Source organism: Micromonospora sp. RB23, from assembly GCF_053585025.1.
Genome location: NZ_CM132111.1, coordinates 3,862,213 through 3,881,562 on the forward strand (window position 1 = coordinate 3,862,213; position 19,350 = coordinate 3,881,562).

Genomic DNA, 19,350 nt, shown 5'->3' on the forward strand with positions numbered 1-19,350 from the left:
ACCAGGAAACCGCTTACCTAGGCTCTATTGACGATCGTAACTGCGCGTCAGTACCGTGATGCGGGCAGCGAGAAAGCGCTTTCCGACCCTCACCGTCCGACAGGGAGCGCCCCATGCCCAAACACCTGCGCGCGTTCTGCCTGATCCTGCTCGCCATCGCCACCGTCCTGAGCACCACCACCGCCCTGCCCGCCGAGGCCGCCCCGCGCTTCCGGGTGCTGGTCTTCTCGAAGATCACGAACTTCTACCACGACTCGATCCCGGCCGGCGTCGCCGCGATCCAGCAGCTCGGGACCGCACACAACTTCGAGGTCGTCGCCACGACCGACGCGGCCGCCTTCACCGACGCCAACCTCGCCACCTTCGACGCCCTGGTCTTCAACAACACCAACTCCACCCCCGCCTCGGGTGACCTGCTCAACGCCAGCCAGCGCGCGGCGCTGCAGACGTTCATCCGCAACGGCGGCGGGTGGGCCGGCGTGCACGCCGCCTCGGCGAGTGAACGGGACTGGCCCTGGTACGAGGGCCTGGTCGGCACCATCTTCGACTACCACCCCGACTTCTCGGCCACCGGCGGCACGTACCCGGGTCGGGTCAAGGTCCTCGACCGCGCCCACCCCTCCACCCGCAACCTGCCGGAGCTGTGGGAGCAGAGCGAGGAGTGGTACAACTGGCGCACCAACCCCACCGGCAACGTGCACACCCTCGCGCAGATCAAGGTGCGCGACGGGATCAGCGGCCTGGACGAGGGTGTCGACCACGCGTACTCCTGGTGTCAGCGCTACGACGGCGGCCGGTCCTGGTTCACCGCCGGTGGGCACGCCAGCGCACGGTTCAGCGAACCGGCCTTCCTGGAGCACCTGCGCTACGGCATCGAGTGGGCCGCCGGCGCGGTCGCCGGTGACTGCTCGGCCACCGAGACCGGCACCTTCGAGCGGGTGGGACTGGTCACCGAGAACCTGGCCGACCCGTTCGAGCTGGCCGTCGCGCCCGACCGCAGGGTCTACTACATCCAGCGCACCGGAGCGCTCAAGGTGGTCGACTCCGACACGCTCCAGGTCACCACGCTGCTCGACTTCGCGTACACCTCGGCGATGACCGACCAGTCCGACGGACTGCTCGGGATGACCCTGGACCGCAACTTCGCCAGCAACGGCTGGGTCTACCTGCTCTGGTCCGACAAGACCCTCAAACAGCTCAACCTGTCCCGGTTCACCGTCGCCAACAACAGCGTGGCGCTCTCCTCGGAGAAGCGGCTGCTGACCGTCCCGACGTACCGGGGCGTGGGTCGGGCCAACTCGCACATGGGCGGGTCACTGGCCATGGACGCGGCCGGCCGGCTGTACGCCGCGATCGGCGACAACACCGACCCCTTCGCGTCCAGCGGCTACACCCCCATCGACGAGCAGTCCGGCCGGGCCGCCTGGGACGCCCAGGGCACCGCCGGCAACACCAACGACCTGCGCGGCAAGATCCTGCGGATCACCCCACAGGCCGACGGCACGTACACCGTGCCCAGTGGCAACCTCTTCCCGGCCGGCACCGCGCGGACCCGGCCGGAGATCTACGCCATGGGCATGCGCAACCCGTTCCGGATCACCATCGAGCCGGGGACGAACGCCGTGCTCGTCGGTGACTACGGCCCGGACGCCCGCGCGGCGGATGCGAATCGGGGACCGGAGGGGACCGTCGAGTTCAACCGCATCACGACCGCCGGCAACTACGGCTGGCCGTACTGCGTGGGCAACAACATCCCCTTCAACGACTACAACTTCGCCACCAGCACCTCCGGCGCGAAGTTCAACTGCGCGGCGCCCGTGAACAACTCCCCCAACAACACCGGCCTGACCACCCTGCCGGCGGCGAAGCCGGCGCTGGTCTGGTACGCGTACTCCGCCTCCACCCAGTTCCCCGAGGTGGGCACCGGCGGTGGTGGCCCGATGAGCGGCCCGGTCTACGACTTCGACCCGGCGAACACCCGTACCACCAAGTTCCCCGAGTACTTCGAGGGCAAGTGGATCACCTACGAGTTCACCCGCAAGTGGTTCAAGACGCTCTCGATCCACAGGACGGCGCAGACGTTCAGCAACTCGCGCTTCGCGCCCACCGCCGTCGGTGACCTCCAGTCGATCAACGGGATCTTCGAGAACATGAGCTGGATCCAGCCCTTCGAGGCGGAGTTCGGCCCGGACGGCTCGCTCTACGTCATCGACTTCGGCGAGGGCACCGGCAGCGGTCGGGGCGGCAGCAACGCCGGCGCCGGCATCTACCGGATCGACTACGTGGCCAACGGCCGACCACCCACCGCGAAGGTCACCGCCACTCCGGACAGCGGACGTACGCCGCTGACGGTCGGCTTCTCCTCGGCCGGCACGACGGCCGGTGACGGCACGGCGCTCAGCTACGCGTGGGACTTCACCAACGACGGCACCACCGACTCCACCGCCGCCAACCCGAGCTTCACGTACGCGGCGGCCGGGAGGTTCACCGCCCGGCTGACCGTCCGCAACAGCGGCAACGGGCTGACCGCCACCGCCGTCACCGACGTCGTGGTCGGCAACACCCGGCCGACGGTCACCATCACCGTGCCCGACGGCGGGTTCTTCGACTTCGGCGACAAGATCCCGTACACGGTGACGGTCACCGACCCGGAGGACACCACCATCGACTGCGCCAAGGTGACCGTGCAGACGCAGCTCGGCCACGACACGCACGCCCACCCACTCGACGTCTACACCGGCTGCTCCGGGCTGCTGGCCACCGAGGCGGACGCCGGTGACGGACACGGGCCGGGGCAGAACCTGTACACCCTGATCACCGCCCAGTACACCGACGGTGGTGCGGCCGGGGGCGTGCCGGCGCTGACCGGCTCGACCCGGGTCCAGTTGCAACCCAAGAGCAAGGAGGCCGAGCACTTCACCGCCCAGTCCGGCCTGATCGTCAACGACCGGACCACCGCCCGCGCCGGCAAGCGGCTCGGCGACGTCGACCACAACGACTGGGCGGCGTACGGACCGGTGGACCTGCGCAACATCGGCTCGGTCACGCTCGGGGTGACCAACGGCGGCCTCGGTGGCACCATCGAACTGCGGACCGGCTCGCCCACCGGCACCCTGATCGGTACGGCCACCATCGGCTCGACCGGAGGGTGGGACAACCTGGTGTCGCCCACGGTCGCGCTGACCAACAAACCGACCGGCACCACCACCCTGTACGCGAAGTTCGTCAACGCCGCCCAGGTCGGCGGAACCCCGGACCTGATGTCGCTGGACTGGATGCGGTTCAACGGCGCCGGCGTCAAACAGGAACCGGGCGGAAGCCTCGCCATCGTGGCCAACCCGACCGGCGGTGCCGCGCCGCTGACCACCACGTTGACCGCCACCGCGACCGCGCCGTCCGGGCAGAGCATCACCGACTACGCGTGGGACTTCGGCGACAACAGCGCCGATGCGCACGGCGCGACGCTGCGGTCGACGAGTCACGCCTACCCCCGCAAGGGCAGCTTCACCGCCCGGGTGACGATCACCTACACCGGTGGGGAGACCCGCTCGCTCAACCTGACCGTCACGGTCACCTGATCGATGGCCCGGTGGCGGGCGGGGCACCCCGCCCGCCACCGCCCACGGCGGGTGGCGCTAGCCATCCGCTTCGGCTGCCCGCCGTGTCGATGTACTGGTAAGCGGTATACCTCAGAGGCATCAATATGACTCTGAGGTATACCGCTTACGACGGCATCCGCCCCCACGAGGTCAGAAAGTATTCGTCTAGGGGTCTTGCCGGACCTTTGCGATGTGAAGATCCAGCAACGGGCCGAAGAACCTGGCGAAGTCGTCCAGGGAGTCCGATCGGAAGATCTCCCTCGCACCATCCAGGATGGCCACCGCGCCCGAGGGAAGGTCGAAGAGGTAACCGACAGTCTTCTCGTCCCTGATGAGAACGAAGACCTGCGGCACTTCTGCCACGACAACCGTCGGCCTCTCCGGCCTCGCTGGACTGCTCGCGGGCAACGCTTCTGGCTCGCCACAATTTCCCGTCATGGGCATCTCCCTCCTGAGGGCTCCCCGCGCGCCGGTCTCGACGGTCGACTGACCCCGGACCTCGTGGGCACCAGATTGTCTTGGGACAATCTACGGAGATAGTGTGGGGACAATCTGCCTCAGCGTCAAGGCTTGTCTATGGACAACCGGGAAGGGCGTGGACGTGCCGCTGCACTCGCGCTACCTGAACATCGCGTCCATGATCCGCGAGCGGATCGAAGCCGGAGAATGGGAGCCGGGTGCGCGGCTGCCGACCCTCAACGATCTCGCAGCCGAGTACGACGCCAACCGCGACACCGTCGGCCGGGCCATTGCCCTACTGGAGACCGAGGGCTACGTGTGGGCCGTCCAGGGGCGGGGCATCGCCGTTCGATACGGCACGATACGTCCACGTCGGCCCCGCGGTGATCTCGTCAAGCGCAACGTGCAGGCAACTGGATACTCGTTCCCTTCGGCAAGCAGCCAGGAGGTGTGGGTTAGCCACGGCAAGGCCGTCAACGCGCCGGCCCGACTGGACGATCCCCGCGTCGCCAAGCTTCTGGGAGTAGACCCGGGCACCGAAGTCCTTCGCCGATTTCGGGTTACCGGGCCAGCTTCCGAGGCTCCGTTTCAGATCAACATCTCGTGGATTCACCCACGCGTCGCTCACATCGTCGCCGACATGGACGCGAGCCCGGCGGCAGGCGAATGGCTGCACCACATCGAGAACGCTGGCCACTGGCCGATCAGGTGGATGGAGATTCACCGCGCCCGGATGCCCAGCAGAGACGAAGCGAGTCTCTTGGAGATCCCCACCAACCTGCCCGTACTGGAGATCGTGCGGGTCGGCACCTCGGGAGGCGACCAGAAGCCGGTGGAAGTAACCGAGTACGTCGTGGCGAGCGACCGAGTAGAAACAGTCCACGTCCTGCACCGCGACGCGAGCGCGAAGGAGCCGTGGCCTGACGGCGGACCGAGTAGGAGGTCATGACCGTGACCCTCAGTCTCGTGGCGGCCAGCCGGACGCACCAGGGCCTCGTCCGCAGACGAAACGAGGACGCCCACAGCCAAGGACAGTGGCTGTACGTGGTCGCAGACGGTCTCGGCGGTCACGTCGCCGGTGACGTCGCGAGCAGCACAGTCGTCGCTGCCATTCAGGCGTACGACCGCCCGGTGGATCCGGAGGTTCTTGCTGAATTCTTGGGACGGGCCATCAACGAAGCGAGCGACGAGTTACGGAGAAAGATCCGCGAGAATCCGGAACTGGCGGGGATGGGCACCACGTTCGTCGCTCTGCTGCATTCGGGCAGTCATGCGATCGTGGCAAACGTTGGGGACTCCCGGGCCTATCTGATCCGACGCTACGGCTCCGGCGACAACGCCCTGGTTCAGGTCAGCGAGGACCACACCTACGAATACCTCCTCGCCGACGCCGAGGAGGTGCCCAATCTCCCCGGGAGGCTGGCCCGTTTCCTCGACGGACGGGCCGATGGCCGGTCGGCCGACCTGAGGCCTCTCCAGCTTCAGCCCGGCGACCGCGTCCTGTTGTGCTCGGATGGACTGAGTTCGTACGTGCCGCACGAGCAGATTCGAGCTGCGCTCGACTCCGACGACAGCCCAGGAAACATCGCTGACCAACTCGTGGCCTTGGCGATCGACCAGGGTGGACACGACAACGTCACCGTGATTGTCATTGACGCGACCCGGCCGTAGCCGGCGCGCCGACACCGGTGCCGATCGTTTCCGGTCGACCATGGCAGGGAACTGTGCCGGTCGAGGTGAGGGGGGAACATGAGCCGGTACGCGCTGACGCCGACCACGCGAGCGCTGATCCTGCCGCTGCTGGGCACCGTCGCGTTCAGCACCGCCTGCACGGCCGGCGCGGGCGGGTCCGATCCCACGCCGTCGGTCGCGTCGACGACGTCGACACCGACAGCCGCGCCCAGTCCGTCCGACCAGCCGTCCGTGAGCGCCAGCGCGCCGACGACCATCCCGACGTCGGCCTTCGTGGAGCTACCGTCCGAGCTGCGGAAGTCTCCGCGCCGTCCGACGCCCGTCGCCGAGGCCCTGCCGAAGCTGTGCGGCAACGAGTTCGGCACCGGGGGTCGTCAGGTCACCGCGAGCGCGGCCATGACGGTGACGTACAAGAAGGCCGGCGAGCCCGACACCAACGTGCCCCAGGGCATGATCCACCAGACCATCTTCACCTTCGCGGGGGACGGCGCTTCGGACTACCTGCGACGCCTCCGCGCCGCGGTACAGGCGTGCCCGTCGTACGACCAGGGCGGTAACAAGGTCACGGTCGAGAGCAAGGCGGTGCCCGGAGTCGGGGACGAGGCGTTGCTGGTGACCCGGACGTGGCCCGCCGCGAGTCTGAACGGCGAACGCACCCGCGGCGAGACCACCAGCCAGATCGCCGTGGCGCGGGTCGACGGTGTGGTCACGGTCCTCGACGACGAGGGCTGGGAGGGCGCCAGCGGCAACCCGGCCACCCTGGACCGGACCATGCGGGAGGGCGTCCGCGCCATCGACGCCTGGCAGCGCTAGGAAGAACAGTGGGGCGGCGCACGACGGCGCCGCCCCACGAATTCGGTACGGCTACTCCTCCCAGGCGCTCTGCTGGGTCCAGACGAGGTTGCCGGGTACGACCGTGCCGTTGGTGCGGTACTCGGTGTACGCCCAGAAGTCGCCCTCGGGCAGCGGCCGGTCGGGCTTCAACGTGAAGTTGAGGCTCTTACCGCGCTCGGCCGTCGACGGCAACGCCAGCGTGGCCGGCGCGTACGTGGCGTTGCGGCCGACGATGGCGTGGCTCAACTGGAAGTCCACGACCGGACCACCGGGCACCTGCGCGAACACGTACGCGGTGTAGCGCCCCGGTTCGGGCAGGAACTTGTACGCCTCCTCCAGGCTGGTCCAGTACCTGTCGCTGCTGTAGACGAGGGTGTCGCCCTTGTACAGGTACAGGTCGAGGTTGGTGTTCGGATCCTCGGTGTTGGCCTCGACCAGGATGGCGGCGGTGTTCGCCGGCACCGTGAAGTCGACCTTCTTCACGCCGGACGCGCTCGGGTCGAACACGCCGCCGTACACGCCGGCCGGCATCGAGTACGACTCCCGGCGCATCGGCGTGTAGCCGGTGCTGCGACCGGTGACCGGTCCGGTGAAGCCCGGCTGGGCGTAGCCGAACGAGCCGCTGGTCTTGCGGCCGAACTCCTCGCCGTCGTCACCGTACGGCCGGGGGGTGATTCCCCACGGGCGGGCGGCGACCGGGACGCGGGCGCTGTGGACCTTGCCGCGCCAGGTGATCGACCCGGTGACGTACCGGTCCCAGGGGGCGCTGCCCCGGCGCAACGTGATGGTCACCGTCGCGGACTTGCCGGGCGCGAGCGTCACCGACGCGGGCGACACCGTGACCTTCATACCGGGCAGGCCGGACACCGACGACCGGTAGGTCTCCCGCGTCGTACCCACGTTCGTCAGGGTGCGCTTGATGGTCACCGAGCGGGTGCCGTCGTACTCGCGCAGCGAGATGGCCGGCAGGTTGAGTTCCTTGCCGTCGGGCTCGGCCGTCTCGCTGAACTTCACCAGGTCGGCGGCGGTCGGTTCGATCACCAGGCCCGGGTCCTTGGCCCCGGCCAGGTTGATGAAACCGCTGCCCTGGTCCAGCGGGTTGCTGGTGCCCCGGGTGTCGGTGGCGGTGGTCCGCAGGGCCGAGGCGACCGATCCCGGCGACCAGGTCGGGTGCGTGGCGCGCAGGATCGCCGCCGCGCCGGCCACGTAGGGCGACGCCATCGAGGTGCCGGAGTACGCGTCGTAGTCCCGCCCGAAGTTGCCCGCCGGCGAGACCGCGGCGATGATGTCCGCACCCGGCGCGACCAGGTCCGGCTTGAAGACGCCGAAGGTCACCTTGTCCGGGCCGGTGGACGAGAAGTCCGCCACGCTCGGGACTCCCGGGACGCTGGAGCCGTCGCCACCGGTGCGCAGCGACACCTTGGCGTCGGTGGGGTGGCGCATCAGGTAGTTGAACAGCGTGCCGGCCTGCTTCTCGGTGTTCAGGTAGACCACCGGGAAGTTGTAGATGGAGTTGACGCGGTAGTTGCCGGCCGGGTCGAACACCACCATCGCCAATCCGCCCTTCTCCTGCACCTCCAGCGCGGAGTAGAAGGGGCTCGACAGCGCGCAGGCGACCACCTTGCCCTTGATCTTGGCCGGGTCCAGGCTGCCCGGCTCGCAGTACGCCGACCCCTGCTCCAGAGAGCCGGCCTGGTCGCCGAAGACCATCGGCCGCGAGGTGTCCCCGGGCAGGACGTCCAGCGAGCCGCCGACCAGCTTCGTGCCGTCACCCAGCTTGACCGTCGCCTCGTTGGGGTTGGTCACCGCCGCGCCCACCGTGGTGACCCAGGGCGCCGCGTTGCTGATGGCCCCGCTCACGATGCCGGTGTTGCCCGCCGACGCCGCCACGAAGACGCCGGACAGCGTGGCGTTGAGGAAGGCGACGCCGATGGGGGTGTTGGCCTCCCAGTCGCCGAGGTCGCTGCCGATGGAGAAGTTCAGGACCTGCACGCCGTCGGAGACGGCCGCGTCGATGCCGGCGATGATGTCGGCGTCGTAGCCCATTCCGCCCCAGAGCACCTTGTAGACGGCGATCTGGGCGTCCGGCGCGACACCGGAGACCGGACCGAAGGAGCGGCCGTCGATCGTGACGTCCCGCACCGGCAGGCCGGCGGCCGTGGAGGCGGTGTGCGTGCCGTGCCCCGACATGTCGCGGGGGGACAGCATCTCACCCTCGGGCACCGAGCCGCCGCCGGCGAGCCAGGTGTCGGCGAAGTACCGGGCACCGACGATCTTGCCGTTGCAGTGCTCCGCCACGAAGCCCACGCCGGTCTGGCACGTGCCGTGCCATGTCTTGGGCGCGGGCATCTTCTTGGCGAACGAGGCGCTCTCCGGCCAGATGCCGGTGTCCAGGACGCCGACCACCATGCCCGCACCGGTGGCTGGACCGGGCTTGACCGGCTTGGCGGGCTTGGCGGTGCTGTCCGTGGTGGACGGAGCGGCTGCGGAGGAGGTCGGCGTACCCGCGGTGGTGGCGGTCGTGAGCGGCGCCGCCGATCGAGTGCCCAGCGCCCGCGCGGCGGTGACGGCGCGGACGCGCTTGTCGGCCCGCAGCGCGGTCGCCTGCTTCGCGGTCAGCGTCGCCGAGAACCCGTTGAAGGCGGCGGTGTAGGCGGCCTTGACCTGGACGCCGGCCGCCGCGGCGACGGCGGATCGCTGCGCGTCGAGGTGCTGGCGGTACGCCTTCGACGGCGCCGACGTCACGTCCAGTCGGGCGCCCGGCGTGGGGCGGGTCCGCGCGAGCCCGGACGTCCCGCCGACGTACGTGGTCAGCGGCGCCTCGGCCAGCTCGACGACGTAGACCCCCGAGCCGCTGGCGTCCACCGCGGACTTGGGGCTGGTCTTCTCCGCCTCGGCGCGACGATCGGCACCGTCGGTCAGGGTGGTGCGCCGGTCCGATCCCTTGGTGAAGTAGCCGGTGCCGCCGTTGGCCGACCGGTCTCCCGGCGCTGCCGACGCCGATCCCGCGACACCGGTCGTGCCGGCGAGCATCGCTGCGACCAGCGTCGGTATCGCCAGTCTTCGCAGATTTCTTCCGCTCGTGCGTGTGGACACGAGACTCCCTTCCATGCCCCGGTGTGGGGCTCCTCGTCAACCGCGACCCGCATGGGAGCGCTCCCCCACCTAAGCCCTCGACGGTTAATCGAGGATTCGAACGGTGTTACGGATCATGACGCACATAAGATCATGATGTTTCAATCCTGCCTAGATCATGTTTGCGGCAGCGACTGCGCAACGGTCACCCGCTACGGCCAGAGCCGCACCACGGCGACGACGGCGGTGATGACGATCGCGGGTAGCACCACGGAGATCACCAGGAGGATCCAGGGCAGCCGCCGGAACGCCCTCCCCAGAGGACTCTCCGGCGGGGTGTAGCGGGCCGCACACGGGTCTCGTGACGGAACAGCAGACCGGTGAAGACGACGGCGAAGGTCGACATGACCAACCCGGCCAGGCTCCCCCACGCCTGCGTCCAGTCCGTGATCTTCGGGGCTTCGGCGGCCGGCACCGGATCAGGGTAGGTACGGCCGGTGGGTCGCGTCGATCGGAAAGCGGCCCTGACGCCACTGCCAGTGCCGGCCGGCCGACAGGTGGTCGACGATCGCGCGTTGCAGAGCGGTGCGGCGCGGCAGCTCGTCGAGCGGCGTGCTCAGCGTACGGAACACGAACCGCAGCACCTCGACGTCGGCGTCCAGCCCCTCCGGCTCCTCGTAGGGCTCCAGCTCGAACCGTCGCTGGAACCGGACGATGTTGGAGTCCTCGGGCAGATACTCCCGCAACTGCGGATCGAGCAGCCAGGAGCCGCAGGAGAACGCCGTGTACCTCTCGTCGGGGAAGTGGCGCGGGAAGAAGACGCGGCCCTCGTCGAGCGACGCCGAGACCGCCGCCGGCGTCAGCGGCCCCGCGTCGGGAATGTGCAGGCCGATGGCACCGTCGCCGCGGTGGTGCTGCAACCGGCCCAACTCGTAGACGGCGCCGCGTACGTGCAGCGTCAGCCAGCTCTGCATGACCGGCCAGCCCTCGCCGCGCATCCGCCGGTCGACCGCGAGGTTACGGCCCAGGTCGGCGAGCGTCGCCCAGGACACGGCGTCGGGAACGCCGTGGTCGCGGTGGTAGCTCCGGACGACCTCGACCAGCGCGAGGTACGCGTACACGTAGAGATGTCGCCAGGCGAGACCACGATCGCGCGGCAGCTCCGGGCCGGGCGGCAGCCAGGCGTACCCGCCGAGATCCGCGCGGACCAGCGCGATCGAGCGGTCGAGCAGCCAGCGCAGCTCCGTCGTCCACAGTGGCGAGGAGTCGTCCGGCCAGCCCGCCATGATCTCGGCGACGTCGTCCGACGGGACCGCGAGCCGGTCGAGGATCGCCGGCGCGTCGGCCTTGGCGGGCAGCGGGGCCGAGGGCCGGTCGCCGGCGAGCCGGTGCACACGCTCGACGGCCTCGACGGGCACCCCGAGCAGAGCCGCGGTCGCGTTCAGATCCACGCGGACGACCCTACCGCCGGTCCGCGCCGTCGCACGGCCCGTACCGCCGGCGACGGTCAGACGACGTGGCGCAGGTAGCCGGCGATCGCCGCGTCCAGCACCTGCCCGCCCGGCCGCGCCCAGACCTCGGCGGAGAAGACCTCCACCTCGATCGGGCCCCGGTAGCCGGCCGCGTCCACCGCCTCGCGCAGCCGCCGCAACTCGATGCACCCGTCGCCGGGCAGCGCCCGGCCGAGCAGCACCCCCTCCGGCAGCGGTGTCACCCAGTCGCAGACCTGGAACGCGGCGATCCGCGTGGCGGCGCGGGCGATCTGCGCGTACACGGTGTCGTCCCACCACACGTGGTACGCGTCGACGACCACGCCGACCACCGCGGGGTCGAACCGCTCGGCGATGTCGAGCGCCTGGCCGAGGGTGGCGATCACGCAGCGGTCGGCGGCGAACATCGGGTGCAGCGGTTCGATCGCCAGCCGTACGCCGGCCGCCGCCGCGTGCGGTGCCAGCTCGCCGATCGCGTCGGCGACCCGACGCCGGGCGGCGTCGACGTCCCGGCTGCCCGTGGGCAGTCCGCCGGAGACGAGCACCAGCTCCGGAGCGCCGAGCGTGGCCGCCTCCTCGATGGCCCGCAGGTTCTCCGCGCGCCAGTCGTCGGCGGTGAAGAAGCCGCCCCGGCACAGCGACGTGACGGTGAGGCCGGCGTCGCGGACCAGCTTCGCCGAGCGGGCCAACCCGTACCCGGCCACCGGCTCCCGCCACAGTCCGATGCCCGGCACACCGGCTGCCGCACAGCCGGCGACCACGTCGGGCAGCGCCCAGCGCTGGGCGGTCGCCTGGTTGAACGAGAACCGCGCGAGACCCGCTGGGCTGGTCTTCGTTCGCGACTGCGGGGCTCGCAAACCCGGCTCACTCCTCGCGCTCACTGCTGCACTCCCGCCACGGTGAAGAACGCCCGGGCCCGGGTTGCGGCCAGGTCCGCGTCGGGCAGCAGACCGGCCGCGTCGGCGAGGGTGAGCAGGGTCGCCAGATGCGCCGGGGATCGGCCGGACTGCGCGCCGCCCACCATCGTGAAGTGGTCCTGGTGCCCGGCCAGCCACGCCAGGAACACGATGCCCGTCTTGTAGTGCCAGGTCGGCGCCGCGAACAGGTGCCGGGCCAGCGGCAGGGTCGGAGCGAAGATCCCGTCGTACGACGACAGGTCACCCCGGTCGAGGGCGGCCAGCGCGGCGGCGGCGGCCGGTGCGATGGCCGCGAACACACCGAGCAGCGCGTCGGAGTGGCCGACGTCGTCGCCCCGGATCAGCTCCGGGTAGTGGAAGTCGTCGCCGGTGTAGAGGCGTACCCCGGCCGGTAGTCGACGCCGCAGCGCCACCTCCCGGTCGGCGTCGAGCAGCGACACCTTGATGCCGTCCACCGTCGACTCGTGCGCCTTGATCAGCTCGACCACCGTGTCGGCGGCCAGGTCCAGGTCGGCGGACCCCCAGTAGCCGGTCAGCGCCGGGTCGAACATCGGGCCCAGCCAGTGCAGCACCACCGGCTCGCCGGCGGCGGTCAGCAGCTCGTCGTACACCCGCAGGTAGTCGTCGGCGTCGCGGGCGGCGGCGGCCAGGTGCCGGCTGCACATCAGCACCGGCCGCGCGCCGGCGGCGCGGACGTCGTCGAGCTGCTGGCGGTAGGCGGCGGTGACCTCGGCCAGGCCGGTCGGGCCGGCCGGAAGCTGGTCGGTGCCGACACCGGCGACGATCCGCCCGCCGACGGCATGGGCCTCGGCGGCGCTGCGCCGGACCAGTTCCCGGGTCGCCGGATAGTCCAGCCCCATCCCCCGCTGGGCGGTGTCCATCGCCTCGGCGACACCCAGCCCGTACGACCACAGGTGCCGCCGGAACGCGAGGGTCGCGTCCCAGTCCACGGCCGCCGGAGCGCCCGGCACGTTCTCCGCGCCCGGGTCGGCGACCACGTGCGCGGCGGCGTACGCGATCCGGCTGGTCGCCGGTACGGCCGGAGGGGCGAATCCGCCGGCCCCGGTGAGACGATGTCGCCGCCCGCCCGGCAGCACCACCTCGGCGGCGCTCACGGGTGCAGCTCCGGGACCTCGACGCGGACGCCCTCGCGGGCCGCGCGGAGCCCCAGCTCGGCGAGCTGTACGCCGCGCGCCCCGGCCAGGAAGTCCCATTCGAAGGGCTCGCCGGCCACGACGTGCCGCAGGAACGCCTCCCACTGCACCTTGAAACCGTTGTCGAACTCCTCGTTGTCGGGCACCTCGGTCCACTGGGCGCGGAAGTCCTCGGTGACCGGCAGGTCCGGGTTCCACACCGGTTTCGGGGTGACCGCCCGGTGCTGCACCCGGCAGCGGCGCAGCCCCGCGATGGCGCTGCCCTCGGTGCCGTCGACCTGGAACTCCACCAGCTCGTCGCGGTACACCCGCACACCCCACGACGAGTTGATCTGCGCGACGACGCCGCCGTCGAGTTCGAAGATGGCGTACGCGGCGTCGTCGGCGGTGGCCGCGTACGGGCGGCCGTCCTCGTCGACCCGCTCGGGCACGTGGGTGCGGGTCACGCAGGTGACCGCGGTGACCCGGCCGAACAGCTCCTGGAGCACGTAGTGCCAGTGCGGGAACATGTCGGAGGTGATGCCGCCGCCGGCCTCGGCGCGGTAGTTCCACGAGGGACGCTGGGCCGGCTGCCAGTCGCCCTCGAAGACCCAGTAGCCGAACTCGCCGCGCACCGAGAGGATCCGGCCGAAGAAGCCGCCGTCGACGAGCCGCTTGAGCTTGCGCAGCCCGGGCAGGAACAGCTTGTCCTGCACGACGCCGGTGCGGATACCGGCCGCGTCGGCGGCGCGGGCCAGATCGAGCGCGGCGGCGGTGTCCTCGGCGAGCGGCTTCTCGGTGTAGATGTGCTTGCCGGCCTCGATCGCCTGGCGGACCGCCTTCTCCCGCTGCTGGGTGACCAGGGCGTCGAAGTAGATCTCGACGTCGTCGCGGGCCAGCGCGGACGTCAGGTCGGTGGTCCACTCGGTGAGGCCGTGCCGCTCGGCGAGCTCACGGAGCTTGGTCTCGTTGCGCCCCACCAGGATCGGTTCCGGCCAGATGGTCGTGCCGTCGGCCAACGTCACGCCGCCGGACTCGCGGATGGCCAGCAGGGACCGGACGAGGTGCTGGCGGTAGCCCATCCGTCCGGTCACGCCGTTGACGATGATGCCGATCGACCTGCGGGTCATGGTGGTCCCTTTCGTCGTGCTGGTCGTTCAGTGGTTGGCGGCCGCGCTGCCGAGCAGTCCGCGCAGTTCGGTGGCGAGCCGGTCGAAGCGGGAGTCCGACATCACCTGCGCGTAGTCGCGGTGCGCCGGCAGCTCGACGTCGAAGGCGCGGATGATCCGGCCGGGTCGGGCGCTCATCACCACGACCCGGGTGCCGAGGAAGACCGCTTCGGCGATGGAGTGGGTGACCAGGACCACCGTGGTGCCGGTCTCCCGCCAGATGCGGTGCAGCTCGGCGTTCATCTGCTCACGGGTCAGCGCGTCCAGGGCGCCGAACGGCTCGTCCATGAGCAGTACCGGCGGGGCGTGCAGCAGCGCGCGGCAGAGTGCCACCCGCTGCTGCATGCCGCCGGACAGCTCGTGCGGAAGCGCCTTCTCGAAGCCGGTCAGCCCGGTCATCTCGATCAGCTCGTCCGCCCGGCGGGCCGCCTGCGCCCGGTCCATGCCGCGCATCTCGGCCTGGAGCAGGATGTTGGCCCGCGCGCCACGCCACTCCAGCAGCGCGGCCTTCTGGAAGACGAAGCCGATGTCCTTCTGCGGGCCGCGTACCGGCTTTCGCAGTAGCGAGACCTCGCCGCTGGTGGGCTGCACCAGACCGGCGACGATCTTCAGCAGGGTGGACTTGCCGCAGCCCGACGGGCCGACGATGGTGACGAACTCCCCCGGCTCGATGTGCAGGGACACGTCGTCGAGCGCGGTGGTCTGCGAGCGTCGGGTGGTGAACCGGACGGTCACCCCGGACATCCCGATGGCGGTGCCGGTGGTGGCCGGCGCGGCGCTCACGTCGTCACCCCTTGGCCGCGTAGGAGGAGTCCCAGTACGCGTTGGGCGCGCCCGGGTCCTTCAGCTCCGCGTAGCGGGCCATCAGGTCGATGGTCTCGGACCACTGCGCGTCGGTGTTCACCCCGGCCGGACCGTCGCCGCCGAGCAGCGGCAGGTTCAGGGTGAGCTGCTTGGTGAGCACCTCGGGGGCGGGCTCGTTCTCGGCGAGCGCGACCATGGCGCTCACCGCGCCGTCCGGGTCGCGCGCCGCGTCGGCCCAGGACTTCTGGGTGGCCCGGACGAACTTGCGGGCCAGCTCCGGGTCCTTCTGGAGGGTCTGCGTGTTGGCGATCAGCCCGGTGCCGAGCAGGTTCATCCCGTAGTCGGCGAAGAGCAGCACGTCGACCTTCTTGCCGGTCTTGCTCTCGATGGTGGGCGCCTGGTCGTGGAAGAAGCCCATGATGGCGTCGACCTTGCCCTCGGCCAGTGCGGCGATCTTGCCGGCGGCGTCCACGTTGACCACCTTGACGTCGTCCTTCTTGAGGCCGTTCTTCTCGAGCCAGGCCGGGAAGGTCGCGTAGAGGGCGTCGCCGGGGGTTCCGCCGACGGTCTTGCCCTTCAGGTCGGCCGGGGTCCTGATGTTCTTCTCGGCGAAGAACTCCACGGACGAGGGGCCCTTCTCCAGGTACGCGCCGAGGCTGCGCACCGGCATCCCGCTGGCCACCGACTTGAGCAGGACGGGACTGTCGGCCCAGCCGAAGTCGGTCTGTTTCTGGGCGACCTGCTTGACGGTGTTGCCGGAGCCGTTGCCGGGCAGGATCTTCAGGTCGATCCCCTCGGCGGAGTAGTAGCCCTTCTGCAGGCCGTAGTAGAACGGCGCGTGTTCGCCGTACGGCACCCAGTTGAGGGTGAGGGTGACCTGCTTCTTACCGTCGGCGCCGGTCTTGCCGGCGGAGTCCGAGCCGCCGCAGCCGGCGGCGGCGAGCAGCAGTGCGGCGGTGGCCAGGATGGTGGTGGCGGTGCGTTTCATCGGTGCCTCCGTGATGGGGTCGGTCAGGAGGTGGTGAGGGACACGCCGGCGCGGCGGCTGGCGTGCCACGGGATGAGCAGCGCCTCGGCGATCTCGACCAGGACGAACAGGACGATGCCGATGGCGGACATCAGGATCAGGTCGGCGAACAGCAGCGGGGCGTCGAGGTTGCCGTTGGCCAGCAACAGGACGTAGCCGAGGCCTTCGCTGGCGCCGACGAACTCGCCGACCACGGCGCCGACCACCGCGAGGGTGACCGCCACCTTCAGGCCGGCCATGAGGTGCGGCAACGCGTTCGGGAAGCGGATCTTGCGGAAGGTCCGCCAGGGCCCGGCGCCCATGGTGGCGGAGAGGTCGAGCAGTTCCGGGTCGGTCGAGCGCAGGCCGGCGACACCGGAGATGACCACCGGGAAGAACGCGATCAGGACCGCCAGGATGATCTTCGGAGTGAGGCCGAGACCGAACCAGACGACCAGCAGTGGCGCGATGGCGATCTTCGGGATGACCTGTGCGAACAGGACGATCGGGTAGAGCGCCTTGTCCAGGGTGCGCGAGTAGGCGATGGCGACCGCGGTGGCCAGCCCCAGCGCGGCGGCCAGGACGAAGCCGAGCACGGTCTCGTAGAGCGTGACCAGCGTGTGTCGGCCCAGTTCGGACCACTGGTCGGTCATCGTGGTCCAGACCTGACCGGGGGTGGGCACGAGGTAGTTCGGCACGTACTCCCGGGCGGCGACGAACCACCAGGCGAGGAAGAGGGCGGCGAGCACGAGCGCCGGCCGCCACAGCGAGTCGGCGACCGCCACCGCACGGCGGCCGAGGGTGGATCGCGCTGGGCGGCCACCACTGTCGGGCGACCGGTCGGCCACCGTGGACCCTCGCCTGCTGTCGAGGCGAACCGGGCCTTCGGCCGAGCTGGGCGAGGATTCAGCCGTGCCGGTTGAATCGGCTTCCCGCTCATCGCTCGCCTGGTCAGCGGCGGCGCGCCCGCCTGCCGTGTCCAAAGAGTTCTCGGTCACGCGAACCTCCTCGGGGCCCGGCGCGGCACCCGGGAGCCGGGCCTGTCGGCGGGTCAGGCAAACGCTTTCCTGGGAGCGTAGGCGGCGTTCAGACGGCAGGCAAGGCCTTTCCCCGATCTATTCGACGCCAGTCGGGTCGCCAGGTGAAGGGCATCACCCAAGGTCAACTCGGCTTCCTCGAAACCGGGCCTTCCCCGCCCTCGGACGCCGCGACTTTCCCGAACCCGAGTGGATCACCGCCCGCACGGTCCGCAGTGGACCGCGTTGGCCGGACTCGCGGTGTCAGCCGGCGGCGGGATAGGTGTCGAGCAGGCCGCACATCCCCAACCGGCCGCGCTCGACCGGCGCGTCCACCGCGTACACGCCGGCCTCGCCCAGGTACCCGCGCTCGCCCCGCTCCAGGGCGTCCAACTGGTCGCTGGTGCCGGCGGCGGCCCGGCCCGCGCCGTCCGCCCAGCGCCGCCGCCACGCCGCCAGCAGTGGCTGGCGCAGCGCCGCCGCCGCCGCGTGGAAGGCGGCCAGCGCCGCCGGACCGCCGGCCCGCAGCGCCGCGAAGCCGGTCACCGCCAGATCCCGTCGACGGTACGCGGCCCGCACGTCCGCCCCCGGCGCTCCCCCGTCCGGCAGCGCCGCCGCCTCGGCGTACGCCTCGGGGTCGGCCAGCACCTCGGGTGGGAAGGTCAGGACCGCGTCGCCGGCCTCGGGCAGACCGCTGTTCTGCATGAGCACCACGATGGACAGACCGCCGCCGTTCACCAGGCGGTGCACGGTGCCCGGCTCGAACCAGACCACCGTGCCCGCCCGCAGCGGGGTTTCCCGGAAGCCCGCGCCGCTGAGGGTCTGCACCGCGCCGTCGCCGCCGGTCACCACGTACCCCTCGGTGCAGCACAGGTGCACGTGGGGGGTGCCGCCGACCACACCGTCCGGCGCCGCCGTGTCGTAGACGCGCAGCCGGGACACTCCGATACCGCCGGGCAGTGCCGCGAAGCGTTCCGACATGGCCGGGCCTCCCTGCGGGAAAGGGCTTTCTCTGCGGTACGGTGACGCTAGCCGGCGCGGCGAAACGCCGTCAACAGACCGAGGGGGCGGGCCATGGCGACCCTGTCCGACGTGGCGCGGCGCGCGGGCGTCTCACCCGCCACGGCCTCGCGCGTCATCAACGGCAGCAGCAAACCGGTCACCGACGAGCTGCGCGAGCGGGTGCTCGCGGCCGTCGCCGAGTTGCAGTACGTGCCGAACGCACACGCCCAGCTGCTGGCCCGCTCGCACCGCAGCGCGGTCGGCGTGATCGTGCACGACGTCTCCGACCCGTACTTCGCCGAGATCACGCGCGGGCTGCAACGGGTCGCCACCGACCAGGGCCGGCTGCTGATGATCTGCAACAGCTACCGCGACCCGGACCGCGAGCTGGAGTACGTGGAGCTGCTGCGCGGGCACCAGGTGGCGGCGCTGATCCTGGCCGGGTCCGGCTACCACGACGACGCCTTCACCCGGCAGCTCAACGAGAAGCTCGCCGCGTACGAGGCGACCGGCGGGCGGGTCGCGGTCATCGGCCGCCACGAACACTCGGGCGACGCCGTCATGCCGGACAACCGGACCGGCGGTCACCTCGCCGGCCGTGAACTCTGCGCGCTCGGGCACCGGGCGATCGGCGTGGTCGCCGGCCCGCGCATCCTCACCACCACCACCGACCGGTTGGCCGGTCTCCGGCAGGCCCTGGCCGAGCACGGCCTCGACCTGCCCGAGCGGCGCGTCCGGTACGCCGAGTTCGACCGTGACGGCGGCGCGGAGGCCGCCGCCCGGCTGCTCGACTCCGATCCGGAGCTGACCGCGATCGTGGCGCTCAACGACTCGATGGCCATCGGCGCCCTCGCCACCCTGCGGGCCCGTTCACTCGCCGTACCGGGACGGATCTCCGTCGTCGGCTTCGACGACATGCCGATCGCCCGCGACGTCACACCCGCGTTGACCACGGTGCGGCTCCCCCTCGTCGACATGGGAGTCCGGGCCATGTCGCTGGTGCTCGGCGCGGCGACGCCGACACCCCGGGTCGAGGTGCTGCCCGCCGAACTGGTCCGCCGGGACACCTCCGGGCCGGCGCCGGATCGACCACGCGCCACGGTGACGCCCCGTGCCCGGCGAGCCGACGCCACCTCGTGACGGGTCCGCAAACC

15 protein-coding genes are annotated in these 19,350 nt (G+C 70.8%); 5 read left to right on the forward strand and 10 right to left on the reverse strand.

Translation table 11 applies throughout. The annotated features are described in order from the left end of the window. Nucleotides 1-113: 113 nt before the first annotated feature. Nucleotides 114-3,578, forward strand: a complete 3,465-nt coding sequence (locus ACTFTM_RS17890; protein WP_449561609.1) for a ThuA domain-containing protein — start codon at nt 114-116, stop codon at nt 3,576-3,578. 186 nt (nt 3,579-3,764) lie between these two features. Here the strand turns inward: ACTFTM_RS17890 and ACTFTM_RS17895 are convergent, their stop codons facing one another. Then, nucleotides 3,765-4,037, reverse strand: a complete 273-nt coding sequence (locus ACTFTM_RS17895; protein WP_449561610.1) for a hypothetical protein — start codon at nt 4,035-4,037, stop codon at nt 3,765-3,767. 163 nt (nt 4,038-4,200) lie between these two features. On the opposite strand from ACTFTM_RS17895, the gene ACTFTM_RS17900 reads away from it, so the two are divergent. From ACTFTM_RS17900 to ACTFTM_RS17910, 3 genes are all read left to right on the forward strand, one after another. Further along, entirely contained in the window at nt 4,201-5,007 is an 807-nt protein-coding gene (locus ACTFTM_RS17900) for a GntR family transcriptional regulator (RefSeq protein ID WP_449566666.1), read from the forward strand. 2 nt (nt 5,008-5,009) lie between these two features. Next, entirely contained in the window at nt 5,010-5,729 is a 720-nt protein-coding gene (locus ACTFTM_RS17905; RefSeq protein ID WP_449566667.1) for a PP2C family protein-serine/threonine phosphatase, read from the forward strand. Nucleotides 5,730-5,807: 78 nt separating this feature from the next. Further along, entirely contained in the window at nt 5,808-6,563 is a 756-nt protein-coding gene (locus ACTFTM_RS17910; RefSeq protein WP_449561611.1) for a hypothetical protein, read from the forward strand. A 51-nt stretch (nt 6,564-6,614) separates the two neighbouring features. Here ACTFTM_RS17910 and ACTFTM_RS17915 read toward each other — a convergent pair whose 3' ends face one another. The 9 genes from ACTFTM_RS17915 to ACTFTM_RS17955 form a co-directional block, all read right to left on the reverse strand. Then, nucleotides 6,615-9,680, reverse strand: a complete 3,066-nt coding sequence (locus ACTFTM_RS17915; protein WP_449561612.1) for a S8 family serine peptidase — start codon at nt 9,678-9,680, stop codon at nt 6,615-6,617. 458 nt (nt 9,681-10,138) lie between these two features. Next, nucleotides 10,139-11,110, reverse strand: coding sequence for an acyltransferase domain-containing protein (locus tag ACTFTM_RS17920; protein ID WP_449561613.1), 972 nt, complete (start codon nt 11,108-11,110; stop codon nt 10,139-10,141). A gap of 56 nt (nt 11,111-11,166) precedes the next feature. Then, the gene (locus ACTFTM_RS17925; RefSeq protein WP_449561614.1) at nt 11,167-12,006 is read right to left on the reverse strand and encodes a sugar phosphate isomerase/epimerase family protein; all 840 of its coding nucleotides are present in this window, start codon (nt 12,004-12,006) and stop codon (nt 11,167-11,169) included. Nucleotides 12,007-12,026: 20 nt separating this feature from the next. After that, the gene (locus tag ACTFTM_RS17930; RefSeq protein ID WP_449561615.1) at nt 12,027-13,181 is read right to left on the reverse strand and encodes a dihydrodipicolinate synthase family protein; all 1,155 of its coding nucleotides are present in this window, start codon (nt 13,179-13,181) and stop codon (nt 12,027-12,029) included. Continuing rightward, the gene (locus ACTFTM_RS17935) at nt 13,178-14,329 is read right to left on the reverse strand and encodes a Gfo/Idh/MocA family protein (RefSeq protein ID WP_449561616.1); all 1,152 of its coding nucleotides are present in this window, start codon (nt 14,327-14,329) and stop codon (nt 13,178-13,180) included. Before ACTFTM_RS17935 ends, ACTFTM_RS17930 begins: the two co-directional genes overlap by 4 nt. Nucleotides 14,330-14,356: 27 nt before the next feature. Continuing rightward, the gene (locus tag ACTFTM_RS17940) at nt 14,357-15,112 is read right to left on the reverse strand and encodes an ABC transporter ATP-binding protein (protein ID WP_449566668.1); all 756 of its coding nucleotides are present in this window, start codon (nt 15,110-15,112) and stop codon (nt 14,357-14,359) included. 43 nt (nt 15,113-15,155) lie between these two features. Next, nucleotides 15,156-16,160: an ABC transporter substrate-binding protein gene (locus tag ACTFTM_RS17945; RefSeq protein ID WP_449561617.1), complete on the reverse strand. Its 1,005-nt coding sequence runs from the start codon at nt 16,158-16,160 to the stop codon at nt 15,156-15,158. A 23-nt stretch (nt 16,161-16,183) separates the two neighbouring features. Continuing rightward, on the reverse strand, nt 16,184-16,963 hold the full coding sequence (locus ACTFTM_RS17950) for an ABC transporter permease (protein WP_449561618.1): 780 nt from the start codon (nt 16,961-16,963) through the stop codon (nt 16,184-16,186). Nucleotides 16,964-17,458: 495 nt separating this feature from the next. After that, nucleotides 17,459-18,175 carry a cupin gene (locus ACTFTM_RS17955; protein WP_449561619.1) on the reverse strand — a complete coding sequence of 239 codons (717 nt, stop codon included), beginning with the start codon at nt 18,173-18,175 and terminating at the stop codon, nt 17,459-17,461. A 93-nt stretch (nt 18,176-18,268) separates the two neighbouring features. Between ACTFTM_RS17955 and ACTFTM_RS17960 the strand changes: the two genes are divergently transcribed. Further along, nucleotides 18,269-19,336: a LacI family DNA-binding transcriptional regulator gene (locus ACTFTM_RS17960; protein ID WP_449561620.1), complete on the forward strand. Its 1,068-nt coding sequence runs from the start codon at nt 18,269-18,271 to the stop codon at nt 19,334-19,336. Nucleotides 19,337-19,350: the final 14 nt, after the last annotated feature.

What these genes read in the sequence shown, in the direction of transcription:
- ACTFTM_RS17890 (WP_449561609.1), top strand. Translation starts at nt 114, where the DNA reads ATGCCCAAACACCTGCGCGCGTTCTGCCTGATCCTGCTCGCCATCGCC.
- ACTFTM_RS17895 (WP_449561610.1), bottom strand. Translation starts at nt 4,037, where the DNA reads ATGACGGGAAATTGTGGCGAGCCAGAAGCGTTGCCCGCGAGCAGTCCA.
- ACTFTM_RS17910 (WP_449561611.1), top strand. Translation starts at nt 5,808, where the DNA reads ATGAGCCGGTACGCGCTGACGCCGACCACGCGAGCGCTGATCCTGCCG.
- ACTFTM_RS17935 (WP_449561616.1), bottom strand. Translation starts at nt 14,329, where the DNA reads ATGACCCGCAGGTCGATCGGCATCATCGTCAACGGCGTGACCGGACGG.
- ACTFTM_RS17940 (WP_449566668.1), bottom strand. Translation starts at nt 15,112, where the DNA reads ATGTCCGGGGTGACCGTCCGGTTCACCACCCGACGCTCGCAGACCACC.
- ACTFTM_RS17945 (WP_449561617.1), bottom strand. Translation starts at nt 16,160, where the DNA reads ATGAAACGCACCGCCACCACCATCCTGGCCACCGCCGCACTGCTGCTC.
- ACTFTM_RS17955 (WP_449561619.1), bottom strand. Translation starts at nt 18,175, where the DNA reads ATGTCGGAACGCTTCGCGGCACTGCCCGGCGGTATCGGAGTGTCCCGG.
- ACTFTM_RS17960 (WP_449561620.1), top strand. Translation starts at nt 18,269, where the DNA reads ATGGCGACCCTGTCCGACGTGGCGCGGCGCGCGGGCGTCTCACCCGCC.